The organism is Pigmentiphaga sp. YJ18 (assembly GCF_038066655.1).
Taxonomy (GTDB): Bacteria; Pseudomonadota; Gammaproteobacteria; order Burkholderiales; family Burkholderiaceae_B; genus Pigmentiphaga.
On the sequence record NZ_JBBUKU010000001.1, the window covers coordinates 1,006,931 to 1,019,180 of the forward strand.

General features: G+C 65.8%; 12 protein-coding genes. 2 read left to right on the forward strand and 10 right to left on the reverse strand.

Going from position 1 to position 12,250, the window contains the following annotated elements:
* Nucleotide 1: 1 nt before the first annotated feature.
* The 10 genes from WKR98_RS04955 to rpmH all read right to left on the reverse strand — a co-directional run bounded on the left by WKR98_RS04955 (nucleotide 2) and on the right by rpmH (nucleotide 8,903).
* On the reverse strand, nucleotides 2–967 hold the full coding sequence (locus WKR98_RS04955) for a tripartite tricarboxylate transporter substrate binding protein (RefSeq protein ID WP_124692144.1): 966 nt from the start codon (nucleotides 965–967) through the stop codon (nucleotides 2–4).
* A gap of 24 nt (nucleotides 968–991) precedes the next feature.
* Nucleotides 992–1,807 (reverse strand): enoyl-CoA hydratase, encoded by an 816-nt coding sequence (locus WKR98_RS04960; protein WP_124692145.1) that lies wholly within the window; start codon nucleotides 1,805–1,807, stop codon nucleotides 992–994.
* Nucleotides 1,804–2,508 carry a FadR/GntR family transcriptional regulator gene (locus tag WKR98_RS04965; protein ID WP_124692146.1) on the reverse strand — a complete coding sequence of 235 codons (705 nt, stop codon included), beginning with the start codon at nucleotides 2,506–2,508 and terminating at the stop codon, nucleotides 1,804–1,806. Before WKR98_RS04965 ends, WKR98_RS04960 begins: the two co-directional genes overlap by 4 nt.
* 30 nt (nucleotides 2,509–2,538) lie before the next feature.
* Complete coding sequence (locus WKR98_RS04970) at nucleotides 2,539–3,711, reverse strand: CaiB/BaiF CoA transferase family protein (protein WP_124692147.1); 1,173 nt, start codon at nucleotides 3,709–3,711, stop codon at nucleotides 2,539–2,541.
* 117 nt (nucleotides 3,712–3,828) lie between these two features.
* Nucleotides 3,829–4,308: a YaiI/YqxD family protein gene (locus WKR98_RS04975; protein WP_124692552.1), complete on the reverse strand. Its 480-nt coding sequence runs from the start codon at nucleotides 4,306–4,308 to the stop codon at nucleotides 3,829–3,831.
* A 124-nt stretch (nucleotides 4,309–4,432) separates the two neighbouring features.
* Nucleotides 4,433–5,803 (reverse strand): tRNA uridine-5-carboxymethylaminomethyl(34) synthesis GTPase MnmE, encoded by a 1,371-nt coding sequence (gene mnmE, locus WKR98_RS04980; RefSeq protein WP_238160510.1) that lies wholly within the window; start codon nucleotides 5,801–5,803, stop codon nucleotides 4,433–4,435.
* 234 nt (nucleotides 5,804–6,037) lie between these two features.
* The gene (gene yidC / locus WKR98_RS04985; RefSeq protein WP_341432251.1) at nucleotides 6,038–7,702 is read right to left on the reverse strand and encodes a membrane protein insertase YidC; all 1,665 of its coding nucleotides are present in this window, start codon (nucleotides 7,700–7,702) and stop codon (nucleotides 6,038–6,040) included.
* A gap of 230 nt (nucleotides 7,703–7,932) precedes the next feature.
* Nucleotides 7,933–8,286, reverse strand: a complete 354-nt coding sequence (gene yidD / locus WKR98_RS04990) for a membrane protein insertion efficiency factor YidD (RefSeq protein WP_341433800.1) — start codon at nucleotides 8,284–8,286, stop codon at nucleotides 7,933–7,935.
* A 67-nt stretch (nucleotides 8,287–8,353) separates the two neighbouring features.
* Nucleotides 8,354–8,722 (reverse strand): ribonuclease P protein component, encoded by a 369-nt coding sequence (locus tag WKR98_RS04995; RefSeq protein WP_124692150.1) that lies wholly within the window; start codon nucleotides 8,720–8,722, stop codon nucleotides 8,354–8,356.
* Between the two features lie 46 nt (nucleotides 8,723–8,768).
* On the reverse strand, nucleotides 8,769–8,903 hold the full coding sequence (rpmH, locus tag WKR98_RS05000; protein WP_006578231.1) for a 50S ribosomal protein L34: 135 nt from the start codon (nucleotides 8,901–8,903) through the stop codon (nucleotides 8,769–8,771).
* A 371-nt stretch (nucleotides 8,904–9,274) separates the two neighbouring features.
* Between rpmH and dnaA the strand changes: the two genes are divergently transcribed.
* A complete protein-coding gene (gene dnaA, locus WKR98_RS05005) occupies nucleotides 9,275–10,795 on the forward strand; it encodes a chromosomal replication initiator protein DnaA (protein WP_124687096.1) in 1,521 nt (506 codons plus the stop codon).
* Between the two features lie 241 nt (nucleotides 10,796–11,036).
* The gene (gene dnaN, locus WKR98_RS05010; RefSeq protein ID WP_087839045.1) at nucleotides 11,037–12,143 is read left to right on the forward strand and encodes a DNA polymerase III subunit beta; all 1,107 of its coding nucleotides are present in this window, start codon (nucleotides 11,037–11,039) and stop codon (nucleotides 12,141–12,143) included.
* Nucleotides 12,144–12,250: the final 107 nt, after the last annotated feature.

A 12,250-nucleotide genomic window follows, 5' to 3' on the forward strand; every position in this document is an offset into this window, starting at 1 on the left:
GTCAGCTGATCTGCAGGTTCAGCTTCTTGATCACCTTGTTCCAGTAAAGGATCTGCTTGTCGATGAAGGCCTTGAGCTCGCCGGGCGAACTGCTGGTGGGCTCGGCGCCTTCCTGCCGGAAACTGGCCTGCAGCTTGGGTGAGTTCATGACCTTGACCACGGCGGCGTTTAGCGTCTTGATGACGTCGTCGGGCGTCCCGGCCGGCGCCAGCAAGGCGTTCCAGGTGTTGATCTCGTAGTCCGCGAACATGCTGTTCTCAGCCATGGTGGGGACCTCGGACAGCTGCTGCACGCGCGTGCGGGTCGTGACGGCCAGCGCGTCGAGCTTGCCGGCCTTGACCAGCGGCATGGCGGCCGGCAGGGTGGCGAAAGTGAATTGCGCGTCGCCGCTCATCACCGCGGTGTTGGCCATGGCGCCGCCGCGATACGGCACGTGGACGATCTCCACTCTGGCGGCATCGCCGAACATGGCCGCCGCGATGTGGACCGGCGAGCCGTTGCCGCTGGTCGAATAATTCAGCGATCCGGGCTTGGCGGCCGCGGCCTTCACGAGTCCGTCCAGCGATTGATAGTTGCGCTTGGGATCGGCCACCAGCACCAGCGGAATGGACGCCAGCATCGAGACCGGCGCGAAGCCCTTCACCGGGTCGTAGTTGAGCGAGTTGTACAGGGAAGGATTCATGCCATGGCTGGAGACGGTGGCGATGAAAACGGTGTAGCCGTCCGGCTTGGCGTTCTGTACGTAGGCCGCGCCTATGCTGCCCGCCGCCCCGGGCTTGTTCTCGACCACCACGGAAGTCTTGAGTTCGGCGGATAGCTGCTCGCTCAGCGCGCGGGCGAGCAGGTCCGTCGTGCCCCCGGCTGCATAGCCCACCACCAGCCGGATGGGCTGTTCAGGATAGGCCGCCGCGGCGTTGCCCGCGGCCAGTGCCAGTGCCGCCAGCAACATGAGTTTCCGTGATGTCATCCTCTTCTCCTTTTCGACGAGGGGTCAGCGGCCTTTGAAGACGGGCCGCCGCTTTTCCGCGAAGGCTTTCTTGCCTTCTTTGTAATCGTCACTGTCGAAGCACTGGACCACCAGCGCCTTCATCGCATCCAGGTCGATGTCCGCGCACCGGTCGGCCAGGATGTGGATCATCTTCTTGCCCGCCTGCAGCGTCAGCGGCGCGAGCGCATTGATCTTGTCGAGGTAGCCGGCCAGGCAGGCATCGAGGTCCTCGCGCGGCGCCACCGCGTGCAGCAGGCCCTTCTCGCGCGCCTGTCCGGCGGGGAAGCGGTCCGCCGTCAGGAAGATCTCGAGCGCGTTGGCGGTGCCGGTGGCGCGCACCAGGTTCTGGATGGCCGTGAAGCGATAGCCCAGCCCCAGCTTGCCGGCGGGAATGGAGAACGAGGACGCCTCGCTGGCGATGCGCAGGTCGCAGCACAGCGCGATGTTCAGCCCGCCGCCTATGCAATAGCCATGGATGCGCGCCAGCAGCGGCTTGGGGAAGTCGCGCAGCGCGAGCTGGGCGGCCTCGGCCACGACCTCGTACTGCTCGACCGCGTCGGTACCGGTGCGCAGCGCGTCGAACTGCGAGATGTTCGCGCCGCTGACGAAAGCCTTTTCGCCGGCGCCCGTCAGCACCACGCTGCGGATGCCGGGGTCGCGCAGGAAGGCGTCCAGCGCGACCGGTATGGCCGCCCACATCGCGTACGAGACGGCGTTGTGGCGGTCGGGATCGTTGAACGTGATCCAGCCGGTCGGGCCGTCCTTCTCCACGATCAGCTGGTCGCAGATCTCGTCTTGCAGCAGGCGCTGGCGGGTCATGTCCTTTCCTTGTCCATGTAAGCGGCGATGCCGTTGTTCAGATGCCTACGCACTGCCGCGCGGGCGGCATCGCTGTCCTGCCGCCGGATCGCGTCGAAGATCTCCTGGTGCTCGGCATCCACGTGGCCGATGCGCGGCGTGCCGCTGTGGCGGTAGCGCAGCGTGCGCACGGCGTTGTGGATGACGTAGCTCAGGTGTTCCATCAGGCGCGTGAAATAAGGGTTGTTCGAACAGCGGGCGATGACCAGGTGGAACTGCAGCGCCGCCTCCGCGCCGCGCTCCCAATCCTTGCCCGCCGCGTCGGTCCTGCGCAGCGCGGCTTCCAGCTCGACCAGTTGTTCGTCCGTGCGGGCCTGTGCCGCCAATGCCGCCGCGCCCGCCTCGATCTCGATGCGCAGTTGCGAGACCTGCAACAGCTGACGGATGTCCAACAAGTCTTCCTGAACGATCTTGAACCTGCGGCCATTGACGTTGCCCGCCACGAAGGTGCCGACGCCGCGGCGGGTCTCGATCAGGCCGTCCAGTTTCAGGCGCGCGATGGATTCGCGCACCACGTTGCGGCTGACCCCGAACTGGCCAGCCAGATCGTGCTCGGTGGGCAGCCGCTCGCCCTCCTTGAAATCACCCGAAAGAATCTTCTGGCGCAGTTGGCGGGCGATGGCGTCGGGCAGGTTGTCGGGCCGTTCGAAAGCGGTGAACATGGCGACCTCGCGGAGTGGAAGAGGCAGGTTTTATATCACCCCCTCTTCCTTCAGCGCGTCGATGTCGCCGGCCGACAGGCCCAGCATCTCGTAGACCGGGGCGTTGTGCTCGCCGCGCGACGGCGCATGCGCGTACTCGCCCGGATCCGAGCGGCTGAAGCGTATCGCCTGCCCCATGACCTGGATGTCGCCCAGTTCCGGATGCCGCAGCGAGGCCGCCATGCCCAGGTGCCGGACCTGCTCGTTCTCGAAGGTCTTGTCCATGGTCAGGATCGGGCCGCAGGGCACGCCTTCCCGGTTCATCAGGTCCACCCATTCCTGCGTGGGCCGTGTCCGGGTGCGCTCGGCGATGGCGGCATTGAGCGTCGGCCGGTTGCGCGCGCGCAGGGGCACGGTCGCATACCGCTCGTCCTGCAACAGCGCCTCGGCGCCGATCACCTTGCACAGGCGGGCGAAGATCTCGTTGCCCATCGCGGCGATGTTCATGTGGCCGTCCGCGGTCGGGAACACGCCGGTAGGGCTGCTGGTGGGATGGTCGTTGCCGCTCTGGCCGGGCACTTCCTTGTTCATCAGCCAGCGCATGGCCTGGAAATCCATCATCCACACCTGGGATTGCAACAAGGAGGTCTGGACCCACTGGCCCTGCCCGGACTGCTCGCGCTCCAGCAGCGCGATGAAGATCCCGATGGCGCAGAACAGGCCCGCGGTCAGGTCGGCGACAGGAATGCCGGCGCGCATCGGCCCTCGGCCCGGCTCGCCGGTTACGGACATGATGCCGCCTATACCCTGCGCGATCTGGTCCAGGCCCGGACGATCGGCGTAGGGGCCGTCCTGGCCGAAACCGGACACGCTGGCGTACACCAGGCGCGGATTGACCTGGCGCAGGCTTTCGTAATCGATGCCCAGCTTGAACTTCACGCTGGGGCGATAGTTCTCCACGACCACGTCGGCCTGCTTCACCAGCTCCAGGAAGAGGGCCTTGCCCTTGGGATGCTTCAGGTTGAGCGAAATGCTCTGCTTGTTGCGGTGCGTGTTCTGATAATCGGCGAACTGCGCCGATCCGCCGGGCTTGTCGTCGTCGGTGGCCGAGGGTTCCTCGATCTTGATGACGCGGGCCCCCCAATCCGCGAACTGCCGCACCGCCGCGGGGCCGGAGCGGACGCGGGTCAGGTCCAGCACCGTCAAGCGCGCCAACGGTTTCATCCGCCGTCTCCTTGTTCTTTCTTGCAGGCCGGTCCGTGGACGCCCTGTCATAGGTAGGTTGTTGGACATCCTACATAAAAGAATCCGGAAATACAAAAACTTTTTTACCCCCTGGGCTCAGGACAACGCGGCTACGCCGCCCGGCCTCCCGGCCAGGGCCGTCCGCAGGAACCGGTCCAGCGCATTGCCGAACGCCCGCCGGTCCGCTTGGCTGAACGCGGCCGGCCCGCCGGTCGCCACGCCGCTCGTCCGCAATTCCTCCAGCATGTCCCGCATGGCCAGGCGCTCGCCTATGGTCGCCTCGGTGTAGCGTTCGCCGCGCGGGTTCAGGACCGCCGCGCCTTTTTTCAGCACCTCGGCCGCCAGCGGAATGTCGCCCGTGATCACCAGATCGCCCGCCACCGCCTGCTCGGCGATATAGGCGTCGGCCACGTCGAAGCCGCGCGGCACCTGGACCGCGTTCACCCAGCGCGACGGCGGCGTGCGCAGCATCTGGTTGGCGACCAGCGTCACCTGGACGGCGCAGCGGTCGGCGGCGCGGAACAGGATGTCCTTGACGACCGCGGGGCAGGCGTCGGCGTCGACCCAGATGCGCAGGGGATTCATGATGGCGTTGATATCGAGGTTGTCCGGATTGCTCCGTAGAGCGTCTTACTTGCAGCAAAATGGGTGTAAATGGGTGGCATTTCCGGATTCTGTCGGAACGTATGAGCCGCGGGGCTTACTTCCCGATGCAGAACCGCGAAAAAATCACGCCCAGCAGGTCATCGCTGCTGAACTCCCCGGTAATCGACGTCAACGCCTCGTGCGCCAACCGTAATTCCTCAGCGAACAGGTCCAGCACCCGATCGCTTTGCGCCGCGTGCTCGGCCGCCAGTTCCAGGTGATTCGCCGCCGTCAGCAGCGCGTGGATATGCCGCTCGCGCGCCAGGTAGGGGGACTCCGCCGACGGGTTCCACCCGGCGATCGCCAGCAGCTCGCGCTTCAATCCGTCCAGCCCCAGCCCGGTTCTGGCCGACACGGGTAGCCGTTTGGCGCCCGCGGCCTGGGCCTGTCCGACCTGACCGCCTTCGACCAGGTCCATCTTGTTCACGACTTCCAGCACCGGAGTGCGGGGCGGCAGCCGCGAGGTGATGGCGGCGTCGAGTTCGGGGCCCGGGCGCGTGGCGTCGAGCAGGTGCACGATGACGTCGGCCTTGCCGATCTCGGCCCAGGTGCGTTCGATGCCGATGCGCTCGACGGTGTCCTCGGTGTCGCGCAGGCCGGCGGTGTCGACCACGTGCAGGGGCACGCCGTCGATGTCGATCTGCTGCACGACCTTGTCGCGCGTGGTGCCGGCGATGGGGGTGACGATGGCGGCGTCGAAGCCGGCCAGGGCATTGAGCAGGCTGGACTTGCCGACGTTGGGCTGGCCGGCCAGCACGACGTGCAGGCCTTCGCGCAGGATGGCACCCTGGCGGGCCTGCGACAGCAGCCGGGCCAGGTCGGCCTGGATGGCGGCCAGGGTCTCGCGCGCCTGGTATTTCTCCAGGAACTCGATCTCTTCCTCGGGGAAGTCCAGCGTGGCCTCGACCAGCATGCGCAGGTGCACGATGCGGTCGGCCAGGCCGTTGACCTCGGCCGAGAACACGCCCGTCATCGAGGCCGCCGCGCTGCGGGCGGCCGCTTCCGACGACGCGTCGATCAGGTCGGCCACGGCCTCGGCCTGGGCCAGGTCCATGCGGTCGTTCAGGAAGGCACGGCGGGTGAATTCGCCGGGCTCGGCCAGCCGCATGCCCATCTCCATGCCCGCCCGCAGGCAGCGCGCCAGCAGGCGCCGCAGCACCACCGGCCCGCCATGGCCCTGCAATTCCAGCACGTGTTCGCCGGTGTAGGAATGCGGCGCCGGGAAGGACAGCGCGATGCCTTCGTCGATGATCCCGCCGTCGGCATCGCGGAAAGGCAGGTAGTGCGCATGGCGCGGCACCAGCGCGCGGCCCAGCAGCGCCTGCATCAGCCCATCCAGCGGCTGGCGCGCCGACACGCGCACGACGCCGATCCCGCCGCGTCCGGCGGCGGTGGCGATGGCGGCAATCGGATCCTGGTCGGAAATCATGGGCGAAGTTCGGAAAAGGCGGCGAAACGCATCAGGGCAACCCGATCCTCGCACTGTAAAACAAAAGGCCGCTCCGGCTACCCGGAACGGCCCTACTGCCAGCCTCTCGACCCAGGGCACCGCGGATCCGGCTTTGCCGGTCCGCCAGTGCCGCCCCCTTGAGGGGGAGCGGCCAAAGGCCGCTTGGGGGTGGGCTTTCCTTCCGGTCCACTGATGCCGCCCTGGGGGAGCTTATCTAGTTGCCTGCTTGGTGATGAACCACTGCTGCGCGATCGACAGGCAGTTGTTCACCACCCAGTACAGCACCAGGCCCGCGGGGAAGAAGAACATCATGCCGCCGAACACCAGGGGCATGATCATCATGACCTTGGCCTGCACGGGATCGGGCGGCGTGGGGTTGAGCTTCATCTGCAGGAACATGGTGGCCATCATCAGGGCCGGCAGGATGAACCACGGGTCGGGCGAGGCCAAGTCATGCACCCACAGGATCCAGGGCGCGCTGCGCATTTCCACGCTGGCCAGCAGCACCCAGTACAGCGCGATGAACACCGGCACCTGGACGATCATCGGCAGGCAGCCGCCCACCGGGTTGATCTTCTCGGTGCGGTACAGCTCCATCATCGCCATGTTGAGCTTCTGGCGGTCGTCGCCGAACTTCTCTTTCAGCGCCTGCATGCGCGGGGCGACCTTCTTCATCCGCGCCATGGACTTGTAGCCGGCGGCCGACAGCGGGAAGAACACCGCCTTGATGATCACGGTCAGCGCGACGATGGTCCAGCCCCAGTTGCCCAGCAGCTTGTGCAGCCAGGTCATCAGCAGGAACAGCGGCTTGGCGATGATGGTCAGCCAGCCGTAGTCCACCACCAGGTCCAGGCCCTGGGCCACGGCGGCCATGGCGGACTGGTCCTGCGGGCCGATCCACAGCTTGGCGTCGACGGTGTTGCCGGTTCCGGGGGCCAGCGTGCCGACGGGCTCGATGGCGCGGACCGCGTACAGGTTGTTGCCGACCTTGGACATGTCGTAGGTGCGGGCCACGCCTTCGGGCGGCACCCAGGCCACGGCGAAGTAGTGCTGGATCATGCCCAGCCAGCCGTCGTTGGCCGACTTGTTGAACGAGGCCTTGCCCTTCTCGATGTCCGAGAAGGTGACCTTCTGGAACTTGTTCTCGGCGGTATAGATGGCCGGACCGGTGAAGGTGCTGTAGAAATGGCTTTCGCCGGGCGGCTTGTTGCCGTCGCGGGTCAGCTGGAAGTACAGCGAGGGCGAGACGGGCTCGGCGCCGACGTTGGCCAGGTTGTGGCGCACGTCGATGGCGTACTGGCCCTTGTGCAGCGTATAGGTCTTGATCAGCTTGACGCCGCCGCTCTCGGCCTCGAACGAGATCTCCAGCTTGTCGCCGGCTAGTTCGCGCGCGGGGGTGGTGACGTGGAAGGGCGTGCGGTGCGTGGGGAACGACGCGCCGTTGGCCGCGCCGACCACGCCGCTCTGCGCCAGGTAGACGCGCTGCGCGGAGTCGTCCAGCAGCACGGTGGGATGCTCGCGGTCTTCGATGTCGGCGTGCTTGAGCAGTTCAGCCTTGACGATCTGCGCGCCCACGGTGTCGAAGGTCAGGCGCAGCACGTCGGTCGTGACGACGATCTTTTCGGCGGGCGCGGCCTGCTGGGCCTGGGGCGCGCTACCGGGAACGGCGTCGGTGCCTGCCGCGGGCGTGGCCGCCGGCGTCGCGGACGGCACGCCGGCCTGGTCGGGCTGGGCCTGCGGTGCCTGGGCGGGCGCCGTCTTGGCGGGGGTGGAGCCGAACATCGAGGGATGTCCGTTGTACTTCTGCCAGCCATCCCACAGGAAAAGCAGGGATAGCGAGAAGATCATCCAGAGGATGGTGCGTTGCATGTCCATGGACGGATAGTTCCAATCGTCGTCGCGGCAAAGTCCGCTAGTGTAGCTGAGGTCCCCCCCTACGCGCTGACGCGCGCCCCGAATGGTGGGCCCCCCAAGCCGCTACGCGGCAGCCCCCCAAGGGGGCCGGGACCCGCCTTGGGGCGGCCCGGCGCCGGGTCCCGTGGGGGGCGATGCGGGTGGACCGGCAAAGCCGGATCCACCGCATCCTGGGTCTGTTTTGTTTCTTCCTACCGGTTTCCTCTTATCCAAAACGCCAGTCGTCGCCAGCCTGGTCTTACCCCAGGGCACAGCGGATCCGGCTTTGCCGGTCCGCCAGTGCCGCCCCCTGGGGGGCGCGCGTCAGCGCGTAGGGGGGGGACCATGTCCAGGCCTCCTTGGGCGTAGGGGTGGCAGCGGCAGATGCGGCGCAGGCCTAAATAGGTGCCGTGGACGGGGCCGTGGCGGTCGATGGCTTCGATGGTGTAGGCGGAGCAGGTGGGGGTGAAGCGGCAGGACTGGCCGATCCAGGGGCTCAGGAAATACCGGTAGAAACGGATGGGCCATATCAGCAGGCGACGCGGGAGCGTCGAGCCGGTTGGCAGCGCGTTGCTATGGGTTTCCGTCACGATGGGCCCCTGTTGCGGGAAAAGCCCGCTTCGGCCGTCCGGTCTAGCCGGGGCGGTTCGCCTTCGTTGCCCGGGCCAGGTGGGCGTCGATTTCCTGCCTGGCCTGGCGCTTGAGTTCGGTCAGCGAGCACGAAGGGATGCGGGCGTGCAATCTGAAGACATAATCGCCGGCCGGCAGTTCCGCGCGCCGCAGCCGGAAGGCCTCGCGCGCGACGCGTTTGAGGGCGGCGCGGCTGACCGACAGGGGGGCGTAGCGCTTGCCCACCACCAGGCCCAGCCGGGGCTGGGCGGACGGCGCCATGCTCAAAACAAAAAGCGCCCCTCTTGCAAGGCGGCGCCCTTTCAGCGCAGGGGCGAATTCCGCCGGACTGCGCAACCGCGCGGTGCCGGGAAACGACGCGCGCGGAGTCAATGCTGTAACGCTGCGTGGCCGGCCTGTACGACGGCCGGCGCTGCCGTCAGACGGCCAGGCGCTTGCGGCCCTTGGCGCGGCGGGCGTTGATGACGGCGCGGCCGCCACGAGTCTTCATGCGCACGCGGAAACCGTGGGTACGCTTGCGACGGGTGACGGAAGGTTGGTAAGTACGTTTCATGACAGTTCCTGAGTTCCGGTATGGGTATGAAAGCCGCCCCGGAAGCTTGCGCAGTCCCGGCCTGCGCGCGGCCCGGCGAAGCTTAAAGAGTTAAGCGCGCGCAAAGGCCCAGCATGCATCCTTGGAAAGACTGCCAACCCAGGGTCTTGGATTCAGCCCGAATCTCTTCGTGAAATTCGGAAAGCCCTCCATGGTGTCAAATAAATTCAATGTTGTCAATCAGTTAGGCGCGGCGCCGCCGGGATCGGACGGGTCCGCCTGTGGATAACTTCCGCCCGGAGGAGTAGAATCGGAGGTTTCGGGATCGGCCACTAGAACATCCTTCGCGCCCCCTGTCCTGCGTGGGCGCACCGGTCCTATTAGCGAGATTCATGGAAGATTTTTGGCAAACCTGCGCCCAGACGCTAGAGCAGGAACTCACTCCTCAGCAGTACAGCGCCTGGATACGTCCCCTTGTCCCGCTCGCCTTCGATGAAGCCGAGGCGGTGCTGCGGGTCGCGGCGCCCAATCGTTTCAAGCTCGACTGGGTGCGCAGCAATTTTTCCGGCCGTATCGAATCTCTGGCGGCGCAGTGGTTCCAGCGTCCCGTGCAAGTCAAGTTCGAACTGGATGCCCCCCGCATGGTGGCCCCGCTGCGCCCGCCGGCGCCCAGCCCCGCCCCCATGGCCGCCAACGGGAACGGCCACGCCGGCAACGGCCATGCCGCGCCGCGTCCGGCTTCCCAGGTTCCGCTGGGTTTTCCCGGCGACCCGGTCGCCGCGGTCAATTCCGCCGCCGCCCGGGCGGCCCAGCGGGCGGTCGAATCGCCCCGTCCCGCGCAGCGCGCCGCGCCGGCCAAGGCCGAGGCCAGCGAAGCCACGGGCATCTACGAACGGTCGCGCCTGAACGTCGAGCTCACCTTCGAGAACTTCGTTACCGGCAAGGCCAACCAGCTGGCCCGCGCCGCCGCGCTGCAGGTGGCCGAAAACCCCGGCACCTCGTACAACCCGCTGTTCCTGTATGGCGGCGTGGGGCTGGGCAAGACCCACCTCATTCATGCCATCGGCAATTCCATGATGGCCGAGAACGCCGCCGCGCGGGTCCGCTACATCCATGCCGAGCAGTTCGTGTCCGACGTGGTCAAGTCCTACCAGCGCAAGGCCTTCGACGATTTCAAGCGCTACTACCATTCGCTGGACCTGCTGCTGATCGACGACATCCAGTTTTTCTCGGGCAAGAACCGCACGCAGGAAGAATTCTTCTACGCCTTCGAGGCCCTGGTGGCGCTGCGCAAGCAGATCATCATCACCAGCGACACCTATCCGAAGGAATTGTCCGGCATCGACGACCGGCTCATCTCGCGCTTCGATTCGGGCCTGACCTGCGCCATCGAGCCGCCCGAGCTGGAAATGCGGGTCGCGATCCTGCTGAAGAAGGCGGAAACCGAGGGCGTGCACCTGCCCGAGGAAGTGGCCTTCTTCATCGCCAAGCATCTGCGCAGCAACGTGCGCGAGCTGGAAGGCGCGCTGCGCAAGGTCCTGGCCTACGCCAAGTTCCACGGCCGCGCCATTACCGTGGACGTCTGCAAGGACGCCCTGAAGGACCTGCTGTCCGTGTCCAACGGCCAGATCACCGTCGAGAACATCCAGAAGACGGTGGCGGACTTCTACAAGATCAAGGTCGCCGACATGTATTCCAAGCGGCGGCCCGCCAACATCGCCCTGCCGCGGCAGATCGCCATGTACCTGGCGAAGGAACTCACCCAGAAAAGCTTGCCCGAGATCGGCGAACTGTTCGGGGGCCGCGACCACACCACGGTGCTGCACGCGGTACGCAAGATATCGGAATCCCGGGCCAAGCAGGCGGAGCTGAACCATTCGCTGCACGTGCTCGAGCAAACCCTGAAAGGATGACGAACCGCGACGAACCCTATCCGGGACCCTGTGAGTTTGACTGTGGAAAAACCGTGGAGCATGTCTGGACAACCCGACGCCGCTTTTTTCGATCGAAAGTTGTTCATGGTTGTGCGCTATCCTCCAGGCCAGTTCCCCACTCGCTAAAAACTGGACAAGTTCTTGATTTATAATAGTTTTTTGAAGAAATTCCAGTTGTTCACAGGGTCCTATTAACTACCAACCCAAAGAAGGATTGGATATGCAATTGGTCAAAGCCTCACGCGATGCATTGCTGAAGCCGCTCGCGACCGTTTCAGGCATCGTGGAACGGCGGCACACCCTGCCCATCCTGGCCAACATCCTGTTGCGCAAGGAAGGCAGCCGCGTGTCGTTCGTGTCCACCGACATCGAGGTTCAGATCACCACCCATGCCGATTTCGGCGTGGGTGATGCGTCTGAGTCCACCACGGTGGCAGCCCGCAAGCTGCTCGACATCCTGCGCGCCCTTCCCGATACCGGCGACGTGTCCCTTTCGCTGGCCAACAAGAAGCTGTCGGTCCAGTCCGGCAAGAGCCGCTTCGCGCTGCAGACCCTGGCGGCCGAGGAATTTCCCACCGTGGCCCAGCCGGCCTCGTGGAACGCCTCGCTGACCATGACGCAGAAGTCGTTCAAGCACCTGATGAACATGGTGCACTTCGCGATGGCGCAGCAGGACATCCGCTACTACCTGAACGGCATGCTGTTGGTCCTGGACGGCAACAACGTGCGCTGCGTCGCCACCGACGGCCACCGCCTGGCCTATTGCGCGGTTGCCATCGATGCCGATGCGCCCAAGCAGGAAGTGATCGTGCCGCGCAAGACGGTGCTGGAACTGCTGCGCCTGCTGGACGACAGCGAGGAGCCCATCGAGATCTCGGTGGCGGCCAACCAGATCCGTTTCCGCTTCGGCGACGTCGAGCTGATCTCCAAGCTGGTCGAGGGCAAATTCCCCGACTACCAGCGCGTGATCCCGAACGGCTACACCAAGCATTTCCCGATCGCCCGCGAAGCCCTGCAGCGCAGCCTGCAGCGCGCCGCCATCCTGACCACCGACAAGTTCAAGGGCGTACGGATGCAGATGGCCGATCATGTGCTGAAGATTTCCGCCAGCAACGCGGAACAGGAAGAAGCCCAGGAAGAACTCGAGATCGACTTCGGCTTCGAGCCCCTGGACATCGGTTTCAACGTCAGCTACCTGCTGGACGTGCTGGGCAACCTGAAGGCCGAGACGGTGCAGTGGAGCGTGGGCGACGCCAACTCCTCGGCGCTGATCACCTTGCCCGACGACACGGACTTCAAGTATGTCGTGATGCCTATGCGGATATAGGCCCCCCTACGCGCTCACGCGCGCCCCCAGGGGCGATGCGGGTGGACCGGCGGAGCCGGATCCACCGCATCCCGGGTCTGGGGGGAAGGGGCTTGGTTTGTTGCGCC